Source organism: Nesterenkonia suensis, from assembly GCF_054782935.1.
Map to the genome: position 1 here is coordinate 901,899 of NZ_BAAGRN010000001.1, position 19,706 is coordinate 921,604.

Here is a 19,706-nt window from a genome sequence, read left to right on the forward strand (position 1 = left end):
GGGCGACCACCGATGTCACGACCCACGTACTATGTCACCACGGCGATCACCTACCCCAACGGGGAGCCGCACATCGGGCATGCCTACGAGTACATCTCAGCCGATGTGATGGCGCGCTTCAAGCGCCTCGACGGGTACGACGTCCGGTTCCTCACCGGCACCGACGAGCATGGTCAGAAGGTGCAGCAGACCGCGGAGCGTGAGGGCATCTCTCCCTATGAGCTGGCCACGCGGAACGCCGAGGCGATCCGACGTGTCGACGACGAGGTCCTCGGCATCTCCTATGACCGATTCATCCGGACCACCGACGCGGACCATTACGCGGCCTCGCAGGCGATCTGGCGGCGCATGGTCGAGGCCGGCGACATCTACCTCGACACCTACGCCGGCTGGTACTCCGTGCGGGACGAGCGCTTCTTCGCCGATGACGAGATCGAGCGGGGACAGGACGGTGGACGCTACGCGATCGAGACCGGAACCCCGGTGACCTGGACCGAGGAGGAGAGCTACTTCTTCCGGCTCTCCGCCTACCAGGAGAAGCTGCTCGAGCTGTACCGGACCCAGCCGGAGTTCGCCGCGCCCGCCAGTCGGTTCAACGAGGTCATCCGTTTCGTGGAGAACGGGTTGGAGGACCTGTCCATCTCCCGGACGACCTTCGACTGGGGAGTGCCGGTGCCGAAGGACCTCACCGCGGACCAGACACAGCTGGACCACGTGATGTACGTCTGGGTGGACGCGCTGACCAACTACCTCACCGGAGTCGGGTTCCCGGACGTCGAGTCCGAGGCGTTCCGGCGTCACTGGCCGGCCGATCTGCACATCATCGGCAAGGACATCTCCCGGTTCCACTGCATCTTCTGGCCGGCCTTCCTGATGAGTGCCGGCCTGGAGCTGCCGCGCCGGGTGATGATCCACGGCTTCCTGCACAACGCGGGGGAGAAGATGTCCAAGTCGGTGGGCAACGTGGTCGCCCCGGCGGAGTGGACCGAGACGTACGGCCTGGATGCCGTGCGGTTCTTCCTGCTGCGGGAGTTTCCCTACGGCCAGGACGGCTCCTACACCCATGAGGCCGTCGTCGGGCGCAAGAACTCGGATCTGGCCAACAACCTCGGCAACCTGGCGCAGCGGTCGCTGTCGATGATCGTGAAGAACTGCGACGGCGCACTGCCGGCGCCCGGTGAGTTCACCGACGCGGACCGGGCGATCCTGGACCAGGCCTCGGGACTGTTGGAGATCAGCCGCGCCGCCTACGAGAAGCAGGACTTCCATCGGGCGCTGGAGCGCACCTGGTACGTGTTGGGGGAGGCCAACGCCTACTTCGCGGAGCAGGCACCCTGGCAGTTGAAGAAGACCGACCCGGGGCGGATGAACACCGTGCTGTGGGTGACCGCCGAGGTGGTCCGCCGGGTGGCGCTGCTGATCCAGCCGGTGATGCCGGGATCGGCGACCCAGCTGCTGGACGCCCTGGGAGTGGCGGCCGCCGGCGACGCCGGTGCCACCCACGTCTCCACCACTGGCCCACGCAGCTTCGCCGCCTTCGACGAGCAGCTCGTCGCTGGCACTCCGATCGAGAAGCCGCAGCCGATCTTCCCTCGTCATGAGGAGTCCGTCGCGGTCTGAGCGCCGACGGCTCCTGAAGGGTCTCAGATGCTGAGAGCGCGGGTGCTCCCCTCGCCGCGAGGCGGGGGAGCACCTAGCCTGAGTCTCATGTCTGACTCTGTTGCGCAGCACGCCACCGGCACCACGTTCGACATCGCCGTCATCCCTGGTGACGGCATCGGACCTGAGGTGATCGCCGAGGCCCGACGCGTCCTCCAGCGCGTCCTGGACTCGGCCTCTGTGAACGTCACCTGGACCGAGTACTCGCTCGGCGCCGCCCACTGGGCACAGACCGGGGAGACCCTTTCGGAGGAGACCCTGGAACGGCTGCGCGGCCATGACGCGATCCTCTTCGGCGCGGTGGGCGCCGACCCGCAGGACACTCGCGTTCCCTCGGGGCTCATCGAGCGGGAGCTGCTGCTGAAGCTGCGCTTCAGCCTCGACCACAGCATCAACCTGCGCCCCGCGCGCACCTACCCAGGCACGGCCACCCCGCTGTCCGGTGATCCCGAGATCGACTTCGTCGTGGTCCGTGAAGGGACCGAGGGTCCATATGTCGGCAACGGGGGCGCGATCCGTCGCGGCACCGCCCACGAGATCGCCACCGAGGTGTCGTTGAACACTGCGCACGGGGTGCGCCGTGTCGTCGCCGACGCCTTCGCCCGAGCCGCGCAGCGCCGCGGCAGGCTGACCCTGGTGCACAAGCACAATGTGCTCACCCACGCCGGGGACCTGTGGCGCCGCACTGTGGAGGAGGTCGCCGTCGGGCACCCGGAGGTCAGCTGGGACTACATGCACGTCGACGCCGCCACGATCCACATGGTGCAGGATCCCGCGCGCTTCGACGTCATCGTCACCGACAACCTCTTCGGCGACATCCTCACCGATCTGGCCGCAGCGGTCACCGGCGGCATCGGCCTGGCCGCCTCGGGCTCGATCAACGTCGAGGGCTCCGCACCGTCGATGTTCGAGCCGGTGCACGGTTCCGCGCCGGACATCGCCGGGCGGCAGATCGCCGATCCCACGGCCGCGGTGCTCTCCGGGGTCCTGATGCTGGAGCACCTCGGTCTGACCGAGGCCGCTGCGCGGCTGGAGCAGGCCGTGCAGGCCCAGCTGGCTGAGTGGGCCCGGGACCCGCAGGCCGCGCGTGGGCTGAGCACCGTCCAGCGCGGTGACGCGGTGCTGGCCCGTCTCAGCTGAGGGCCTCAAGGGGCCTTGGTCGGCGGTAGAGTGGATCGCACGCACAGATCGAGCGAAAGGCTGCTCCCATGACGTTCGACGTCACCTCACATCCTGAGCCGACGACGGAGGCCCGTCGCCAGCAGATCCTGGCCGACCCGGGCTTCGGCACGAACTTCACCGACCACACCGCGGTGATCGACTGGACCCAGGACGCCGGCTGGCACTCCGCCCGCGTGGAGCCCTATGGGCCCATCACTCTGGACCCGGCCGCCGCCGTGCTCCATTACGCCGAAGAGATCTTCGAGGGGATGAAGGCCTACCGGCATGCCGACGGCGGCGTCTACACCTTCCGCCCCTTCGCCAATGCGCGCCGCATGAACCGCTCCGCCCGCCGGATGGCCATGCCGCAGCTCGACGAGGAACTGTTCGTGGAGTCCCTGGAGGCGCTGGTCCGGGTCGACGCCGACTGGGTCCCTTCCGGCGAGGGCGAGGCGCTCTACCTGAGGCCCTTCATGTTCGCCACCGAGGCCTTCCTCGGAGTGCGCCCGGCCCGCGAGTTCAGCTACCGCGTGATCGCCTCTCCGGCGGGGAACTACTTCGGCGGTGAGCTCAAGCCGGTCCGCATCTGGGTGTCCCGGGACTTCACCCGTGCCGCACCCGGCGGCACCGGGGCGGCGAAGACCGGAGGCAATTACGCCGGTTCGCTGGCCGCGCAGGCGCAGGCGACCGAGAAGGGCTGCGACCAGGTGCTGTTCCTCGACCCGCTGCACGACGACGCCATCGAAGAGCTGGGCGGGATGAACGTCTTCCTGGTCTCCTCCGACGGTCGGCTGATCACCCCGGAGCTGACCGGCACGATCCTCGAGGGCATCACCCGGGCCTCCGTCATCCAGCTGGCGAAAGACCGTGGCCTGCAGGTCGAGGAGCGTCGGGTCACCCTCGACGAGTGGGACCGCGGTGTGCGGGACGGCACCATCACGGAGGTCTTCGCCTGCGGCACCGCCGCGGTCATCACCCCCATCGGCGAGCTGCTCGACGGCGACCGCACCATCGCCTCCACCGGCACCGGTGAGGTCACCCAGTCGATCCGCGAGGAGCTGCTCGGGATCCAGACGGGGACCGTCGAGGACCGCCACGGCTGGATGCACCGGCTGGCCTGAGGTCCGCGCGATAGGGTGGGGAGCATGCGCATCGCACGTTTCGTCACCGACGCAGAGCCCACCTTCGGAGTCATCACGGGAGATCCCGGGCAGGAGACCGTCACCGAGCTGGTCGGAGACCCCTTCTACCAGGGGTTCCAGCAGACGCAGACCGCCCATGCCCTCGAGGACGTGCGGCTGGTCGCCCCGATCATCCCGCGGAGCAAGGCCATCGGCGTGGGCCGCAACTATGCGGACCATGCTAAGGAGATGGGCCACGACGTCCCCGTCTCGCCGCTGCTGTTCCTGATCCCCAACACCGCCGTCTCGGGTCCGAACGAACCTGTCACCCTGCCCTCCTTCTCGGAGGAGGTCAGCTACGAGACAGAACTGGCGGTAGTCATCGGCCGCATCTGCAAGGACGTGCCTGTCGAACGGGTCGGTGACGTCATCTTCGGTTACACCGTCGGCAATGACGTCACCGCTCGGGACGCGCAGCGCACCGACGGCCAGTGGGCCCGGGCCAAGGGATTCGACGGGTCCACCCCGTTGGGTCCCTGGATCGAGACCGAGCTGGACCCCGAGGGCCTGCGCATCACCGGGCGCCTCAACGGGGAGACCGTCCAGGACGGCACCACCTCGGACATGATCTTCGGGATCCCGGAGCTGGTCGCCTACGTCTCGCAGGCCTTCACCCTGCTGCCGGGCGACGTCATCCTCACCGGGACGCCGGCCGGCGTCGGATCGGTCTCCTCCGGGGATCGTTTCGAGGCCGAGATCGAGGGCATCGGCACCCTGGTCACTCACTTTCGTCGCTGACCATCCCCGGCTGACCACCCAGCCGCTGATCTTCCACAGGAGTCACCACACCATCATGAGCATCCCCGTCGTCGACGCCTCCACCCCGGTCCGCGTCAGGTTCTGTCCCTCGCCGACCGGCACACCGCACGTCGGCCTGATCCGGACTGCGCTGTTCAACTGGGCCTACGCCCGGCACACCGGGGGAAGACTGGTGTTCCGCATTGAGGACACCGACGCCGCCCGTGACTCCGAGGAGTCCTACCAGCAGCTGCTGGAGGCGCTGCGCTGGCTGGGGCTGGACTGGGACGAAGGCGTGGAGGTCGGCGGCGAGCACGGCCCGTACCGGCAGTCCCAGCGCGGCGAGATCTATGCCGATGTGCTGGAGAAGCTGAAGACCGCAGGTCATGTCTATGAGTCCTTCTCCACTCCCGGGGAGGTCGAGGAACGCCATCGTGCCGCAGGGCGGGACCCCAAACTGGGCTATGACAACGCCGATCGGCACCTCACCGAGGTGCAGGTCGCGGCATTCCGTGCCGAGGGGCGCGAGCCGGTGCTGCGTCTGCGTATGCCGGACGAGGACCTCACGTTCACCGACCTGGTGCGCGGAGAGATCACCTTCTCCGCCGGGTCGACCCCGGACTTCGTGGTGGCGCGTGCCAACGGGCAGCCGCTCTACACCCTGGTCAACCCGGTCGATGATGCGCTGATGGGGATCACCCACGTGCTCCGCGGGGAGGACCTGCTGTCCTCGACGCCGCGTCAGATCGCCCTGTACCGAGCGTTGCACGACGTCGGCGTCGCCCAGCACATCCCGCTGTTCGGACATCTTCCCTACGTGATGGGGGAGGGGAACAAGAAGCTCTCCAAGCGGGACCCGGAGTCCAACCTGTTCCACCACCGGGATCGCGGCTTCATCCCGGAGGGGCTGCTGAACTACCTGGCGCTGCTGGGGTGGTCGCTGTCGGCAAACGAGGACATCTTCACGGTCGATGAGCTGGTCGAGCACTTCGACGTCGCCGACGTGCTGGCCAATCCGGCCCGCTTCGACACGAAGAAGGCCGAAGCGATCAACGGTACCCACATCCGGCGCCTCGAGCCCGGTGACTTTCGGGATCGCCTGGTGCCCTACCTGCAGGCGCTGGGGCTGGTCGGCGAAGAGCTCACCGACCGGGAGGCACGGGTCCTCGACGGCGCCGCCCCGCTGGTCCAGGAGCGCATTGCACTGCTCGGCGAGGGCGCGGACATGATGGCCTTCCTCTTCGTCTCCGACGACGATCTGGAGATCGAGCCCAAGGCCTTCAGCGGTCTCGGGGAGGACGTGCTGGGCACGCTGGACGCGGCGATCGGAGCGCTCGAGGGGTTGGACGAGGATGAGTGGACCACCGAAGCGGTCGAAGAGGCTCTGCGGGCGGCGCTGATCGACGGTCTGGGGCTGAAACCTCGCAAGGCTTTCGGTGCGGTGCGTTCGGCGGTCTCCGGTCGCAAAGTCTCACCACCGCTCTTCGAGTCCATGGAACTGCTGGGAAGGGAGTCCTCCCTGAACCGCCTGGGACGGTTCCGCTCCGCAGCCGAGGCTCGATGAGTCCCGCCGGCGTGCTCTTCGACGTCGACGACACTCTCGTCGATCTCAGGAGCGCCATGCGGTCAGCCTTCCGTGAGCTGGCGTCTGCTCATCTCCGCCGGGAGAGGGTCGTCTGGGAACCTGCCGCCTGGGAAGCGGCGGAGAGCAGCTTCTGCGAGGATGCCGGCCAGCAGTATGCCCGGTACCTCGCCGGGGAGCTGAGCTTCTGGGGACAGCGGGTCGCCCGCGTCCGGGACGCCTATCGCGCGGCAGGTTCGGCCGTTCCGGACGCGGAGGGCCTGATCGCCTGGGAGGACGAGTACGAACGGGTGGTGCGTCAGCGCTGGCGGCCCTTCGATGACGTGCCCGAGGCGCTGGCCCGGCTGCGCTCCGCTGGCGTGGCCGTCGCGGCCGTGACCAACAACGTGGCCTCCTATCAGCGGGAGAAGCTGAGCATCGCGGGTCTGGAGGGCTTCGACGTGGTCGTCGGCACTGACACCGTCGGCGCGGTGAAGCCTGCCCCGGAGATCTTCCTCGAGGGCGCCCGGCGACTGGGGCTGGACGCCCAGCAGTGTGCCTATGTCGGTGACGATCCCTGGGCGGATGGAGTGGGGGCGCAGGATGCCGGGCTGGAGTCCGTGCTGGTGGACCGGCGTGGAACGGTGGAGGCCCCTGACGGTGTGACGAAGGTCGCCACTGTGGAGGCCGCTGTCGATTTTGTGCTCAAGGCACCTGCTCGTGTAGAGTAGTTTCCCGTTGCGGGGCGCACAGAAATCCCGGAGGAGCGATCCTCCGAGACTCTGTCACTGAGCAGCGGCCGATGGGCTATGGTGTAATCGGCAACACAGCGGTTTCTGGTACCGTCGTTCTAGGTTCGAGTCCTAGTAGCCCAGCGCGATTCGATTTGCGGATCGAAAACCCAGCCGATAGGCTGGTGCAGCCCTCGGAGACGGGGGCATCATAATGATATAGGGCCCCATCGTATAGCGGCCTAGTACGCCGCCCTCTCACGGCGGTAACGCGGGTTCGAATCCCGCTGGGGTCACGGTCGATGGTCTCTTCCTCCTCTGCTGGGGAGTGGAGGCCATCTCTCCGTCAGTTGCCGTCCCGGCGGCTGAAGAACTGAATATGGCCCCATCGTATAGCGGCCTAGTACGCCGCCCTCTCACGGCGGTAACGCGGGTTCGAATCCCGCTGGGGTCACCATATTCTGAAATGCCTCGGATCATCAGATCCGGGGCATTTCGTCTTCCCTGCGGGATTCCTTCTTTCTGCTCTGAGGTGGGAGCATCTGACCGGAGGATCAGTCATCCCGGAGGATCATGGGATCATGGGATCCATGCGAGAGACCACCCCTGCCAGTCCCGCCGGTCCTGCCGGTCCTGTCGGTCCTGTCGACTCTGACACGGTCGGGCACCTCGGGGAGGACAGTGTCCTCGCGGCTCTGCGTGAGGTGATCGAGGCGCACAACGCGTCCGCGGCGGCCGCGTCCGGCATTCCGGGGGGACTGAGGCTCGGTCCGGGTGACGACGCTGCGGTGTTCCATCTCCACCAGCCAGGGCTGGTCGCCACCACCGACACCATGTCCCAGAACCAGGACTTCCGGCTCGGCTGGTGGGACGACCCGCTTCAGGCTGCGCGCGCCGTCGGTATCAAGGCTGCGGCCCAGAACCTCTCCGACATCAGCGCCATGGGCGCGCGCCCCACAGCGCTGCTGGTCAGCCTCACCCTGCCGCCGCAGACGCGCCTGGACTGGGCGGTGGGGATCATGGGCGGAATCGCCGAGCAGTCCACAGTCCCCGGTGCAGAGGGCTGCGTGATCGCCGGGGGAGACCTCGGGTCCGGTGAACTCGTCGCGGTGACCATCACCGCCCTGGGCGTCCCGGTCGCCAGAGAGGCCCTGCTGCGTTCCGGGGCCCGTGGCGGTGACGTGCTGGCCGTCTGCGGGCCGCTGGGGCGGGCCGCCGCCGGTCTGGACATCCTCGAAGGGCATCTGGAGTCGGCCGCGCGTGATGAGGAGCTCCTGGACCTCTGCTTGGCGGCTCAGCGTCGTCCGTCTCCTGACCTGACGGCGGGCCCCCGTGCCGCAGCCGCCGGAGCGACGTCGGGACTCGACGTCTCGGACGGGCTTCTGCGCGACGCCGACCGACTGGCCCGCGCCTCCGGGGTGAGGATCGATCTCGACGAGCAGAGGATCGAGGAGGAGGCGGCGCTGCTGAGCCACCTGGACCCGGGACGCGCCCGGCAGTGGGTGCTGGGAGGAGGAGAGGACTATGCCCTGCTCGCCACGTTCCCGGCGGGGACCCACCTGCCCGAGGGCTTCCGACCGATCGGTGCGGTGCGGGACCACCCTGACGACCCCGGTGTGTGGGTCGAGGGCGTCAGCAGTCCCGGATGGGATTCCTTGCGCTGAGGGCTGCCCCTCAGCGTGTTCCGGCGCGCACATCTCGGCGCGCTCTTCTCGGCGCGGTCAGTCGGGTCAGCCCTGCGGGAAATGGCGCCCCAGCTGGGCGAAGGTCCAGCCGGCGCGCTCCCACTGGTCGGCGTCGAGCACGTGGCGCGCGTCCAGGAAGTTTCGGGTGGCCACCACGCCCTCGAGGTCGGCGGGGGTGAGCGCCTTGAACTCGTGCCATTCGGTGGTCAGCACCACCAGGTCGGCGTCCTTCGCGGCCTCGGCGAGGGAGTCCACATAGCTGAGGCGGGGGAAGCGCCGCTGGGCATTGGCGCTGCCCTCCGGATCATAGATGAACACGTCGGCCCCGGAGTTGAACAGCCGATTGGCCACGTCCAGGCCTGGGGAGTCCCGCACATCGTCGGAGAGCGGCTTGAACGTCACGCCGAGCACCGCGATGCGGCGGCCGGTCAGATCGCCCAGGATCTGCTCGGCCAGTGTGACGACCCGTTCACGGCGGCGGAGGTTGATCTGGTCGACCTCATTGAGGAAGTTCATGGTGTGGTCGAGGCCCAGCTCCGAGACCCGCGTCTGCAGCGCCCGGATGTCCTTGGGCAGGCAGCCTCCGCCGAAGCCGACTCCGGCGTTGAGGAACTTCCGACCGATGCGGGTGTCATGGCCGATCGCGTCCGCCAGGGTGCGGATGTCGCCGCCGACGGTCTCCGTGACCTCGGAGAAGGCATTGATGAAGGAGATCTTCGTGGCCAGAAAGGCGTTCGCCGCCACTTTGACCAGCTCCGCAGTCTCGAAGTCCGTGCTGACCCACGGAGTCTCGCGCCCGAGCGCCTCGGCATAGACCTCACGCAGCACAGCCTCGTCTTCCGGGTCACTCGTGCCGACCACCAGCCGATCGGGGCGAAGAGTGTCCTGCACCGCGAAGCCTTCGCGGAGGAACTCAGGGTTCCACGCCAGCGAGACCCGGACGTCGTCGCGGGACTCCTGCGCGACCAGACCGCTCAGGCGCCGGGCGGTGCCGACCGGCACCGTGGACTTGCCCACGATGAGCGAGTCCTTGCTGATCGCCCGGGCCAGCTCCGCAGTCGCCGTGTCGACGAAGGTCATGTCCGCCCCGGTCCCGCCGGCCAGCTGCGGGGTCCCCACGGCGATGAAATGGACGTCCGCCCAGCCGCCGACCTCCTCGAGGTCGGTCGTGAAGCGCAGGCGCCCTGAGTCCACATGGCGGCGGATGAGCTCCGGCAGGCCGGGCTCGTGGAAGGGCAGATCTCCGCGGGAGAGGAGGTCGATCTTCTCCGGGTCGACGTCGACGCCGAGCACGTCGAAGCCGAGCTCGGCCATGCAGGCCGCGTGTGTGGCGCCCAGGTATCCGGTGCCGATGACACTGATGTTCTTGATCACGGCCCCATCATAGGTGGGTGCGGATCACAGGGCGGTGGGGAGCGGACACCGGGCGTGCCGCGTGCGCGGGCCGAGCCCTCGTGCCCTGTCACGCGTGTGGCATGTCCTCAGGGGCGTCCGGGGTCCTCTCCGAGACCATGCTCGGCGGCATCGGGGTTCTTCCGCACCAGTTCGGTCAGCTGATGGGCGGCCTGCACGACCACTTCGGCGTGCTGCCGACCCGGCTGACGGGTGAGACGCTCGATGGGCCCGGAGATCGAGACGGCGGCGATCACCCGACCTGACGGGCCGCGCACCGGTGCGGAGACCGAGGCCACGCCGGGCTCACGTTCCCCCAGCGACTCGCCCCAGCCGCGCCGGCGGACCCCGGCCAGCACCGTGGGGGTGAAACGTGCCCCCTGCAGGCCCTCGACGAGGCGTTCATGATCCTCCCAGGCAAGCAGCACCTGCGCGGCGGATCCGGCCTTCATCGACAGCTGCGTGCCGACCGGGATCGAATCACGCAGTCCGATGGGCCGTTCCGCCGAGGCCACGCACACCCGAGCGTCGCCCTGCCGACGGTACAGCTGGGAGCTCTCACCGGTGGCATCCCGCAGCTTGAGCAGGATAGGCCCGGCGGCCGAGACGAGGCGGTCATCTCCGGCGGCCGAGGCGAGCTCCGCCAGCCGGGAGCCGATCACATACCGGCCCCGCACGTCTCGGCTGAGGAAGCGATGGTGGATCAGCGCCGAAGCCAGCCGGTGGACCGTGGGGCGGGCCAATCCGGTGCACTCGACCAGCTGAGCCAGGGAGGCCGGTCCGGCCTCCAGGGCGTCGAGGATCATGACCGACTTGTCGACCACGCCGATGCCGGAGGGAGAGTGCAGCGGGCGCGGCGGATCCGGCTCCATGGGTGCCTGCGGGGACAGCGGCTGCTGCGTCGGCGGCGGAGTCCCGGGCGCGGTGGGTCGGGGGGCGCGGGATCGGGGAGCACCAGATCGGGGAGCGCCTGATCGAGAGCTGGACATGGAGATCATCATACGGGGAACAGGGGGCAAAGTCTCAAATAGTGAGACCCTGGGGCGTCACGGGTGGCGGGCTGAGAGCGCCCCAGGGGTGGGCCGCGGTTCAGATAGTGAGACCTGGGCCTGTGCCTCTGGATACCCTCTGGCATCGGTGCTTCTGTAGTGGTATAAGGCCGACTTCAGGAGGACCCCATGGTGGAGAAGCCGCTGACGATGGCGGAGAAGGTGTGGCGCGATCACGTCGTCGTGCTGGGTGAGCAGAAGGGCGATCAGCGTACGCCCGATCTGCTCTACATCGACCTGCACCTCGTCCATGAGGTGACCTCGCCGCAGGCCTTCGAGGGGCTGCGGCTCGCCGGACGTCCTGTGCGCCGTCCCGACCTCACCATCGCGACCGAGGACCACAACACCCCGACGCTCGAGATCGACAAGCCGATCGCCGACCCGATCAGCCGCAAGCAGGTGGACACTCTGCGCGCCAACGCGGAGGAGTTCGGCATCCGGCTGCACTCCCTGGGCGACGACGACCAGGGGATCGTCCACGTGGTGGGCCCGCAGCTCGGGCTCACCCAGCCGGGGATGACCGTGGTCTGCGGAGACTCCCACACCTCCACGCACGGAGCCTTCGGTGCGCTGGCCATGGGGATCGGCACCTCGGAGGTCGAGCATGTGCTGGCCACCCAGACACTCTCCCTGAATCCGTTCAAGACCATGGCCATCACCGTGGAAGGGACGCTGAAACCCGGCGTCAGCTCCAAGGACATCATTCTCGCGGTCATCGCGAAGATCGGTACCGGCGGCGGTCAGGGATACGTGCTGGAGTATCGCGGCTCGGCCATCGAGCAGCTCTCCATGGATGCTCGGATGACCATCTGCAACATGTCGATCGAAGCCGGGGCCCGGGCCGGGATGATCGGCCCGGACGAGACCACCTTCGACTACATCAAGGGGCGCCCCCACGCCCCCCAGGGCGCGGACTGGGATGCCGCCGTCGAGAACTGGCGTGCGCTGCGCACCGACGAGGGTGCGGAGTTCGACGTCGAAGTGGTCATCGATGCTGATGAGCTCGAGCCCTTCGTCACCTGGGGCACCAACCCCGGCCAGGGAGTGAGCCTCTCGGGCGCGGTGCCGACTCCCGAGGACTTCGACGACCCGGTGGACCGCGACTCTGCCGAGCGGGCCCTGAAGTACATGGACCTCGCCCCCGGCACGCCGATGCGCGACATCCGGGTGGACACGGTCTTCCTCGGCTCCTGCACCAACTCCCGGATGGAGGATCTCCGTGCCGCTGCGGAGATCCTCCGAGGCCGCCAGAAGGACCCCCAGGTGCGGATGATCGTGGTGCCCGGCTCTCAGAAGGTCCGGCTGCAGGCCGAGGCCGAAGGACTGGACCAGGTCTTCAAGGATTTCGGCGCCGAGTGGCGCTTCGCGGGCTGCTCGATGTGCCTGGGCATGAACCCCGACCAGCTGCAGCCGGGGGAGCGCTGTGCCTCCACCTCCAATCGGAACTTCGAAGGGCGGCAGGGCAAAGGCGGCCGGACCCATCTGGTCTCCCCGGTGGTCGCCGCGGCCACAGCGGTGCGCGGCACCCTGTCCGCCCCCTCCGACGTCCTGACCCCTGAATCGCAGCCGGCCTGAACCGGACGCACTCACGAGGAGCTGAATCGAGCATGGAACCCATCATCCGGCACACCGGCGTCGGCGTCCCGCTGCGCGCCTCCAATGTGGACACCGACCAGATCATCCCGGCGGTCTATCTGAAGAGGATCACCCGCACCGGCTTTGAGGACGCCCTGTTCTCCTCCTGGAGGAAGGACCCCCAGTTCGTCCTCAACCAGCCGGAGTACAAACACGGCACCGTGCTGGTCGCCGGGCCGGACTTCGGCACCGGGTCTTCCCGGGAGCATGCCGTCTGGGCGCTGAAGGACTACGGATTCCGCGTGGTCATCGCCTCGCGGTTCGCGGACATCTTCCGCGGCAACTCCGGCAAGCAGGGTCTGGTCACCGCGCAGGTCGCCCAGCCGGACGTGGAGCTCATCTGGAAGGAGCTCGAGAAGGAGCCCGGCGCCGAGGTGGAGGTGGACCTCGAGGCGCGCGCAGTGCGCTGCGGTTCGGTCGAGGCCGGCTTCGAGATCGACGACTACACCAGGTGGCGCCTCATGGAGGGCCTCGACGACATCTCCCTGACGCTGACCCGTGCTGAGGACATCGCGCAGTTCGAGGCCAGCCGACCCGAATGGAAGCCGAAGACCCTCCCGGCCAGGACCTGAGCTCCACGGGAGAGTGACTCAGATCCCCTTGTTGCTGGGGATCCGCTGGAAGCTCCCTGGGAGGGGCCTCCGTCATGGAATCGTTGCCTTCCCCCATGGCGGAATTGTCCGGTGCGGCCCGCGACGTTGGATACAGTGGCATGGCCACATCTCCTGTGCATCATGAAGGGATCGTCGAGTCACTATGGCCAAACTGCTCACCATCCAGGGTGGAAAGCCCCTCGAGGGCAGCGTCCGGGTACGCGGCGCGAAGAACCTCGTGCCCAAGGCCATGGTCGCTTCTCTGCTCGGCAGCGAACCGTCGGAGCTGCGGAACGTCCCGGAGATCAAGGACGTCGAGATCGTCACGAACCTGCTGACCATCCACGGGGTGCACGTCGATGTCGACCCGGAGACCGGCGACCTGACCCTGGATCCCCGGCAGATGCGCAACGCGGAGCACTCCGAGATCGACACCCATGCCGGAGACTCGCGCATCCCGATCCTCTTCTGCGGCCCGCTGATGCACAAGAATGGGGAGGCCTTCATCCCGGATCTGGGCGGCTGCCGCATCGGCGACCGCCCGATCGACTACCACCTGGAGGTCCTGCGGACCTTCGGCGCCGTCGTCGACAAGCAGGTCACCGGCATCCACATCACCGCGCCCAAGGGGCTCAAGGGGGCCAAGCTGGATCTGCCCTATCCCTCCGTGGGAGCGACTGAGCAGGTCCTGCTCACCGCCGTCATGGCGGAAGGCATCACCGAGCTGAAGAACGCCGCCGTCGAGCCGGAGATCCATGACCTGATCGCCCTGCTGCAACAGATGGGCGCGATCATCTCGGTCAACACCGACCGGACCATCAGGATCGAGGGTGTCGACCGGCTCGGCGGATTCAAGCACCGGGCAATCCCGGACCGTAACGAGTCCGCCTCCTGGGCCTCCGCCGCCCTGGTCACACGTGGCGACATCTACGTCCGCGGGGCGGCGCAGCGGGACCTCACCGCTTTTCTGAACACCTATCGGAAGATCGGCGGCGAGTTCCAGGTCGACGACGAGGGCATCCGCTTCTGGCACGCGGGGGATCCGCTGAAGCCGCTCGTGCTCGAAACCGACGTCCACCCGGGCTTCATGACCGACTGGCAGCAGCCCATGGTCGTCGCGCTCACCCAGGCCCACGGCGTCTCCATCGTCCACGAGACGGTCTATGAGAACCGCTTCGGCTTCACCGAGGCGCTCCAACGCATGGGGGCCTCCATCCAGCTGCACCGCGAGTGCCTGGGGTCCAATCCGTGCCGGTTCGGCCAACGAAACTTCCTGCACTCGGCGGTCATCTCGGGCCCGTCCGAGCTGACGGGCACCGACATCGACGTGCCTGACCTGCGCGGGGGATTCTCCCACCTGATCGCCGCGCTGGCCGCCCAGGGCGTCTCCCGGGTGACCGGCATCGAGATCATCAACCGCGGCTACGAGCGGTTCATCGACAAGATCGCCGGACTCGGCGCCGACGTCGAGATGACAGAGCGCTGAGGCTGGGTAGGCTTTCTGCTGTGACACCTCCCCGAGACGAACCTGCCTCGCTCAGCATCCGCGCGGCCGCAGGCGTGGTCCGACCTGCACTGAACCTGCTCATGGGCAAGCAGTGGGACGGCATGGAGCGGCTCCCCCGCGGCGGCTACATCGTGGTCGCCAACCACGTCACCGAGATCGACCCGTTCGCCGTCGCGCACGCCGTCTACAACGGGGGGAGCACGCCCCACTTCCTCGCCAAGGACTCCCTGTTCAGCCTCCCGGTGCTCGGCGGCATGCTGCACCGGCTGCAGCAGATCCCCGTGGCTCGGAACCAGCGTGAGGCGCAGGGCTCCCTGGAGCGGGCCCGCGAGGTCCTCGCCGACGGCGGGGCCATCATCATCTATCCGGAGGGCACTCTCACCCGTGACCCGCAGCTGTGGCCGATGCGCGCCAAGACCGGGGCCGCTCGGCTGGCGCTGAACACCGGCGCCCCGGTGATCCCGATCACCCACTGGGGGGTCCAGGATCTCCTGGCCCCCTATGGCAAGGTCCCCAAGGTCCTGCCCCGTCGCCGCTACCGACTGTGCGTGGGGGAGGAGGTCGAACTCAGCGACCTGCGTGAGCGACCCCGGACCCGCCAGGTGCTCGCCCAGGCGACCGAGCGCATCGAGGATGCGCTCACCGCCGGAGTGGGCGCCCTGCGAGGCGAGGAGCCGCCGGAGCTGATCTGGGATCGGGCGCTGCGCCAACGTGTCCCCCGTCGCCAGGTCGAGGAAGGGTGAACCATGACCACGCTGAGCAACTCCGCACAGGCTGAGTCCGTCGGCGGGGCGGTCCCGGCCGTGCGCATCGCAGTCCTGGGTGCCGGCAGCTGGGGGACCACCTTCGCGAAGGTCCTCGGCGACGCCGCCCGATCCTCCGCCGCGCCGGTCGACGTCATGCTGTGGGCCCGGCGGGAGGAGGTCGCCCGCGAGATCAACCAGGAGCACACCAACTCCTCCTATCTGGGTCAGACCGTCCTGCCCGACTGCATCCGCGCCACCACCGACCTCACCGCGGCGGTCTCAGCCGCCGACGTCGTGGTGCTCGCCGTCCCTGCGCAGTCCCTGCGCTCGCATCTGGCGGCCGTGGGTGAGGCGCTGTGCGAGGATGCCGTGCTGGTCTCCCTGATCAAGGGGCTCGAACGTGGCACGGACATGCGCATGTCCGAAGTGATCGTCGAGGAGCTCGGGGTGGACCCCGCTCGGGTCGCGGTGATCTCCGGCCCCAACCTGGCCATGGAGATCGCCCGTGAGGAGCCCACGGCCTCCGTGGTGGCCTGTACCGAGGCCGCGGTGGCTGAACGCATCGCCGCGCTGTGCAACAACGCCTACTTCCGGCCCTACACCAACACCGACGTGGTCGGGGTCGAGATCGCCGGCATCGTGAAGAACGTCATCGCCCTGGCGGTGGGAATCTGTGACGGCCAGCGTCTCGGCGACAACTCCAAGGCTTCGGTGATCACCCGTGGCCTGGCCGAGACCACACGGCTGGCCAGTGTGCTGGGCGGACAGCTGGAGACCTTCTCCGGACTGGCGGGGCTGGGTGACCTCGTGGCCACCTGCGCCTCCCCGCTGTCACGGAACCGCAGCGCCGGCCGGCTGCTCGGCGACGGGCTGACCGCCGAGCAGGTCGCGGCAGAGCTGACCCAGACCGCCGAGGGGATGAAGTCAGGATCGGCCGTGGTCGACCTGGCGCGCCGCCACGGGGTGGAGATGCCGATCTCGGAGGCGGTCGTGGCCGTGCTCGAGGGCACCCTCGCCGTGGACCGTATCGCCTCGCTGCTGCTGGCCCGAGATCTCAAAGCCGAAGGGAAGTGACCCCCTCCATGTCAGAACCAGCACAGCCCCGCCCGCGCGTGCTCGTGCTCTACGGCGGCCGCTCCTCGGAGCATGCGGTCTCCTGCGTGACCGCAGCAGGTGTGCTCAACGCCGTCGACGAGGAGAGGTTCGACGTCGTGCCGGTGGGCATCACCGCCTCGGGGCAGTGGACGCGCCCCTCCGTGGATCCACGAGACTACTCCTTCGGGGCGGGGGAGCTGCCTCGGGTTGCGCCCACGGCCTCGACCGTGACGCTGCACAGCGGAGCCGACGGCGCCGAAGGACGCACCGGCGAGCTGCTGGAGGTCGGTCCCGACGGCGTCAGCACCGCGCTGGGACCGATCGACGTCGTGCTGCCGCTTCTGCACGGGCCCTTCGGCGAGGACGGCACCCTCCAAGGGATGCTGGAAGCGGTCGGAGTGCCCTATGTGGGCGCCGGAGTGCTGGCCTCCGCCGTCGGCATGGACAAGCATTTCATGAAGATCGCCTTCGCGTCCGCCGGGCTGACCGTGGGCCCCTACGAGACGCTGACCGCCCGGCAGTGGCGGCGCGACCCGCAGGCCGCGCTGGAGAGGGTGCGCCGGCTGCAGCTGCCGGTGTTCGTCAAGCCTGCCCGCGCAGGATCCTCAGTGGGGATCACCCGGGTGGACTCCTGGGAGCAGCTCGAGGAGGCCGTCGCGCTGGCGCAGAAGCATGATCCGAAGGTGGTCGTCGAACAGGGCGTCTCGGGCCGAGAGATCGAGTGCGGGGTCCTGGACGGTCGCGCGGGTGAGTCCCCGCGCGCCTCGCAGCTGGGGGAGATCGTCGTCCACGACGGCGGCGAGTCCCACCAGTTCTATGACTTCACCGCCAAGTACACCGACGCCGCGGCCGCCGATCTCAGCTGCCCGGCCGATCTGCCGGCCGAGGCGGCGGAGGAGATCCGGCGCCAGGCGGTCATGGCCTTCGAGGCAGTGGACTCCGAGGGCATCTCCCGGGTGGACTTCTTCTACACCGACGAGGGGGAGGTGCTGATCAACGAGATCAACACCATGCCCGGATTCACCCCGATCAGCATGTACCCGCAGATGTGGCGCGCCACCGGGATCGAGTATCCGGAGCTGATCACCGAGCTGATCACGCTGGCCCTGCAGCGGCCCGTCGGCCTGCGCTGAGCAGAGGGTCTCAGCCGTCTGACTCCGTGCCGCCAGAGGTGCCGCCAGAGGTGCCGCCAGAGGTGCCGCCCGAGGTGCCGCCAGAGGTGCCGCCGGGGTCTTCGACGACCGCGTCGGAGTCCTGGGTCTCCTCGATCTCCTGCTCGGTGGAGGTGCACTGTCGGGTCTGCTCCACACGTTCGACAGCCCCGGCGAACGCCAGCATCACCGTCGACGAGGGGGCCTCCTCCACATCCAGCAGCACTTCCACTGCGGGTTCGCGGCCGTAGCTGACCAGCCGCCAGTCGTTCCCGTCCTCCTCCATCGCGAGCCAGTCCACTCCGTCGGCGGTCACGCAGTGTTCGGGGCTGGGGCCCGGCGGCTCCACCCCGCAGCGCACCACCACGCTGCTCGGATCTCCCCAGACGGAGGTGCCCTGCGAGTCGGTCTCCCGCTGGGCATGCTCTCCGATCACCTCCGGCATGGCGAGCATCACTTCGGCACAGATCGGATCGGCGGCGTGCGGAGCGGGTTCGACGGAGGCGATCCCGCCGGAGCAGGCTGACAGCGGCACGAGGGCCGAGGTCAGCAGGGCCAGGGCAGGCAGACGGCGGCGCGAGGAGACGGTCCGATCATGGGGCATGGTCCACACGGTAGCGGAGCCGCCGCACCCGATGCTGTCATGGCTCGTCACAGTTCTGGCCTATCCTGGGAGGATGTCGACCTGCCTGCCGCTCGTCGACCGCCGGATGCCGTTCACGCGTCCCTGCCGCCGTCCGGCGGTCGGAACGCGCCCACCCGAGGAGAACCCCAGTCATGGCCGAACAGTCCGTCTCACCGCCGCGCCCTCGGCGCAGGAACCGTCGTCGGATCGTCGTCGGCGTCGTGCTGGGTTCCCTGGTCGTCCTGCTCGGCGGTGCGCTGATCGCCTCGTTGGTGTATCTGAACTCGTTGTCCCGCAGCTATGAGGACAACGTCCAGACCTTCACGGAGGAGGACACCTTCCCCGAGGAGTCTCGCCGACCGGCCAAGGAGGACGACTCCGTCAACATCCTGCTCATCGGCTCCGACGAGCATGGAGGCTCCGGAGAGTCGGAGGACCTCCCTCGGGTGCCGCAGGGTGGACGCTCCGACACTATGATGCTGGTGCACATCCCCGACGACCGGGACAGCGTGCAGGTGATGTCCATTCCTCGAGACCTCTGGGTGGAGGTTCCCGATCATGGGTGGCACAAGGTCAACGCGCCGCTGGCGCTCGGCGGCATCTCGCTGACCGTCGACACGCTCGAGGAGCTGTTCGACGTGCGCATCGATCACATCGCCTCAGTGGACATGCTCGGCTTCATCGGCCTGGTCGACTCCCTGGGCGGCGTGGCGGTGGATTCGAGCTACCCGGAGGCCTTCACCACCGGAGAGGGCTACACCTTTGAGCCGGGAACCCAGCACATGGACTCCGAAGAGGCGCTGTCCTTCGTGCGGCACCGGGCGACGTTCCCCGACGGCGACCTGCAGCGCGTGCGCAACCAGCAGGCCTTCATCCGTGCGGTGATCCAGGAGTCGCTGGCGCCGTCGAACCTGTCCAACCCCGGTCAGGTGCAGGACATGGTGGAGACCTTCTCCCCGCACTTGGTGGTCGATCAGACGTTGGACTCGTCCACCGTGGCGTCCCTGGCCTGGAGGATGCGCGGCGCCACCGGTGACATCCAGCTCTTCACCCTGCCGACCGGTGACTCAGGACGATCACCCGACGGCCAATGGATCTGGCACCAGGACACGGAGGTCATCGCGGAGATCTCCGAGGCGCTGAAGGACGGCACGCTGCAGGAGTACGTGGACGACCACGACCTCTGAGTCCGTCGGC

The 19,706-nt window shown here is 68.4% G+C and carries 17 protein-coding genes and 3 tRNA genes; 17 read left to right on the top strand and 3 right to left on the bottom strand.

Features of this window, described 5'->3' with window-relative positions:
• Positions 1-12 precede the first annotated feature (12 nt).
• The 10 genes from metG to thiL all read left to right on the top strand — a co-directional run bounded on the left by metG (position 13) and on the right by thiL (position 8,695).
• Positions 13-1,620 carry a methionine--tRNA ligase gene (gene metG / locus ACYVKI_RS03905; protein ID WP_460689019.1) on the top strand — a complete coding sequence of 536 codons (1,608 nt, stop codon included), beginning with the start codon at positions 13-15 and terminating at the stop codon, positions 1,618-1,620.
• 87 nt (positions 1,621-1,707) lie between these two features.
• A complete protein-coding gene (locus tag ACYVKI_RS03910) occupies positions 1,708-2,799 on the top strand; it encodes a 3-isopropylmalate dehydrogenase (protein WP_460689020.1) in 1,092 nt (363 codons plus the stop codon).
• Positions 2,800-2,867: 68 nt separating this feature from the next.
• The gene (locus ACYVKI_RS03915; protein ID WP_460689021.1) at positions 2,868-3,941 is read left to right on the top strand and encodes a branched-chain amino acid aminotransferase; all 1,074 of its coding nucleotides are present in this window, start codon (positions 2,868-2,870) and stop codon (positions 3,939-3,941) included.
• 24 nt (positions 3,942-3,965) lie between these two features.
• Positions 3,966-4,739, top strand: a complete 774-nt coding sequence (locus ACYVKI_RS03920) for a fumarylacetoacetate hydrolase family protein (RefSeq protein WP_460689022.1) — start codon at positions 3,966-3,968, stop codon at positions 4,737-4,739.
• Between the two features lie 55 nt (positions 4,740-4,794).
• Positions 4,795-6,303, top strand: a complete 1,509-nt coding sequence (gene gltX / locus ACYVKI_RS03925) for a glutamate--tRNA ligase (RefSeq protein WP_460689023.1) — start codon at positions 4,795-4,797, stop codon at positions 6,301-6,303.
• Positions 6,300-7,031: an HAD family hydrolase gene (locus ACYVKI_RS03930; protein ID WP_460689024.1), complete on the top strand. Its 732-nt coding sequence runs from the start codon at positions 6,300-6,302 to the stop codon at positions 7,029-7,031. The genes gltX and ACYVKI_RS03930 overlap by 4 nt, the downstream gene beginning before the upstream one ends.
• Before the next feature lie 72 nt (positions 7,032-7,103).
• Positions 7,104-7,175 (top strand) — tRNA-Gln (locus ACYVKI_RS03935).
• Positions 7,176-7,254: 79 nt separating this feature from the next.
• A tRNA-Glu gene (locus ACYVKI_RS03940) sits at positions 7,255-7,327 on the top strand.
• An 85-nt stretch (positions 7,328-7,412) separates the two neighbouring features.
• A tRNA-Glu gene (locus ACYVKI_RS03945) sits at positions 7,413-7,488 on the top strand.
• Positions 7,489-7,612: 124 nt separating this feature from the next.
• Complete coding sequence (gene thiL, locus ACYVKI_RS03950) at positions 7,613-8,695, top strand: thiamine-phosphate kinase (protein ID WP_460689025.1); 1,083 nt, start codon at positions 7,613-7,615, stop codon at positions 8,693-8,695.
• 66 nt (positions 8,696-8,761) lie between these two features.
• Here thiL and ACYVKI_RS03955 read toward each other — a convergent pair whose 3' ends face one another.
• Together ACYVKI_RS03955 and ACYVKI_RS03960 are read right to left on the bottom strand one after the other, a co-directional pair.
• Positions 8,762-10,090 carry a UDP-glucose dehydrogenase family protein gene (locus tag ACYVKI_RS03955; protein ID WP_460689026.1) on the bottom strand — a complete coding sequence of 443 codons (1,329 nt, stop codon included), beginning with the start codon at positions 10,088-10,090 and terminating at the stop codon, positions 8,762-8,764.
• Between the two features lie 107 nt (positions 10,091-10,197).
• Positions 10,198-10,980 (bottom strand): IclR family transcriptional regulator, encoded by a 783-nt coding sequence (locus ACYVKI_RS03960; protein ID WP_460689027.1) that lies wholly within the window; start codon positions 10,978-10,980, stop codon positions 10,198-10,200.
• A gap of 306 nt (positions 10,981-11,286) precedes the next feature.
• On the opposite strand from ACYVKI_RS03960, the gene leuC reads away from it, so the two are divergent.
• The 6 genes from leuC (at position 11,287) to ACYVKI_RS03990 (ending at position 17,866) form a co-directional block, all read left to right on the top strand.
• Positions 11,287-12,732: a 3-isopropylmalate dehydratase large subunit gene (gene leuC, locus ACYVKI_RS03965; RefSeq protein WP_460689028.1), complete on the top strand. Its 1,446-nt coding sequence runs from the start codon at positions 11,287-11,289 to the stop codon at positions 12,730-12,732.
• A 32-nt stretch (positions 12,733-12,764) separates the two neighbouring features.
• Complete coding sequence (gene leuD / locus ACYVKI_RS03970) at positions 12,765-13,364, top strand: 3-isopropylmalate dehydratase small subunit (RefSeq protein WP_460689029.1); 600 nt, start codon at positions 12,765-12,767, stop codon at positions 13,362-13,364.
• A gap of 184 nt (positions 13,365-13,548) precedes the next feature.
• Positions 13,549-14,871 (top strand): UDP-N-acetylglucosamine 1-carboxyvinyltransferase, encoded by a 1,323-nt coding sequence (murA, locus tag ACYVKI_RS03975; protein WP_460689030.1) that lies wholly within the window; start codon positions 13,549-13,551, stop codon positions 14,869-14,871.
• A 20-nt stretch (positions 14,872-14,891) separates the two neighbouring features.
• Entirely contained in the window at positions 14,892-15,635 is a 744-nt protein-coding gene (locus tag ACYVKI_RS03980; protein WP_460689031.1) for a lysophospholipid acyltransferase family protein, read from the top strand.
• 3 nt (positions 15,636-15,638) lie between these two features.
• Positions 15,639-16,712 carry an NAD(P)H-dependent glycerol-3-phosphate dehydrogenase gene (locus tag ACYVKI_RS03985; RefSeq protein WP_460689032.1) on the top strand — a complete coding sequence of 358 codons (1,074 nt, stop codon included), beginning with the start codon at positions 15,639-15,641 and terminating at the stop codon, positions 16,710-16,712.
• Between the two features lie 8 nt (positions 16,713-16,720).
• Positions 16,721-17,866, top strand: a complete 1,146-nt coding sequence (locus ACYVKI_RS03990; protein WP_460689033.1) for a D-alanine--D-alanine ligase family protein — start codon at positions 16,721-16,723, stop codon at positions 17,864-17,866.
• A gap of 10 nt (positions 17,867-17,876) precedes the next feature.
• On the opposite strand, the gene ACYVKI_RS03995 is transcribed toward ACYVKI_RS03990, so the two are convergent.
• The gene (locus ACYVKI_RS03995) at positions 17,877-18,488 is read right to left on the bottom strand and encodes a DUF3515 domain-containing protein (protein WP_460689034.1); all 612 of its coding nucleotides are present in this window, start codon (positions 18,486-18,488) and stop codon (positions 17,877-17,879) included.
• Positions 18,489-18,661: 173 nt separating this feature from the next.
• Between ACYVKI_RS03995 and ACYVKI_RS04000 the strand changes: the two genes are divergently transcribed.
• Positions 18,662-19,696, top strand: a complete 1,035-nt coding sequence (locus ACYVKI_RS04000) for an LCP family protein (RefSeq protein WP_460689035.1) — start codon at positions 18,662-18,664, stop codon at positions 19,694-19,696.
• Positions 19,697-19,706 lie beyond the last annotated feature (10 nt).

Excerpts from the sequence above, each read along its gene's own strand:
- ACYVKI_RS03960 (WP_460689027.1), bottom strand. The coding sequence starts at position 10,980 with ATGGAGCCGGATCCGCCGCGCCCGCTGCACTCTCCCTCCGGCATCGGC.
- ACYVKI_RS03930 (WP_460689024.1), top strand. The coding sequence starts at position 6,300 with ATGAGTCCCGCCGGCGTGCTCTTCGACGTCGACGACACTCTCGTCGAT.
- ACYVKI_RS03995 (WP_460689034.1), bottom strand. The coding sequence starts at position 18,488 with ATGCCCCATGATCGGACCGTCTCCTCGCGCCGCCGTCTGCCTGCCCTG.
- ACYVKI_RS04000 (WP_460689035.1), top strand. The coding sequence starts at position 18,662 with ATGGCCGAACAGTCCGTCTCACCGCCGCGCCCTCGGCGCAGGAACCGT.
- gltX (WP_460689023.1), top strand. The coding sequence starts at position 4,795 with ATGAGCATCCCCGTCGTCGACGCCTCCACCCCGGTCCGCGTCAGGTTC.
- murA (WP_460689030.1), top strand. The coding sequence starts at position 13,549 with ATGGCCAAACTGCTCACCATCCAGGGTGGAAAGCCCCTCGAGGGCAGC.
- leuC (WP_460689028.1), top strand. The coding sequence starts at position 11,287 with ATGGTGGAGAAGCCGCTGACGATGGCGGAGAAGGTGTGGCGCGATCAC.
- ACYVKI_RS03985 (WP_460689032.1), top strand. The coding sequence starts at position 15,639 with ATGACCACGCTGAGCAACTCCGCACAGGCTGAGTCCGTCGGCGGGGCG.
- ACYVKI_RS03915 (WP_460689021.1), top strand. The coding sequence starts at position 2,868 with ATGACGTTCGACGTCACCTCACATCCTGAGCCGACGACGGAGGCCCGT.
- ACYVKI_RS03920 (WP_460689022.1), top strand. The coding sequence starts at position 3,966 with ATGCGCATCGCACGTTTCGTCACCGACGCAGAGCCCACCTTCGGAGTC.
- leuD (WP_460689029.1), top strand. The coding sequence starts at position 12,765 with ATGGAACCCATCATCCGGCACACCGGCGTCGGCGTCCCGCTGCGCGCC.
- ACYVKI_RS03990 (WP_460689033.1), top strand. The coding sequence starts at position 16,721 with ATGTCAGAACCAGCACAGCCCCGCCCGCGCGTGCTCGTGCTCTACGGC.
- metG (WP_460689019.1), top strand. The coding sequence starts at position 13 with ATGTCACGACCCACGTACTATGTCACCACGGCGATCACCTACCCCAAC.
- thiL (WP_460689025.1), top strand. The coding sequence starts at position 7,613 with ATGGGATCCATGCGAGAGACCACCCCTGCCAGTCCCGCCGGTCCTGCC.
- ACYVKI_RS03910 (WP_460689020.1), top strand. The coding sequence starts at position 1,708 with ATGTCTGACTCTGTTGCGCAGCACGCCACCGGCACCACGTTCGACATC.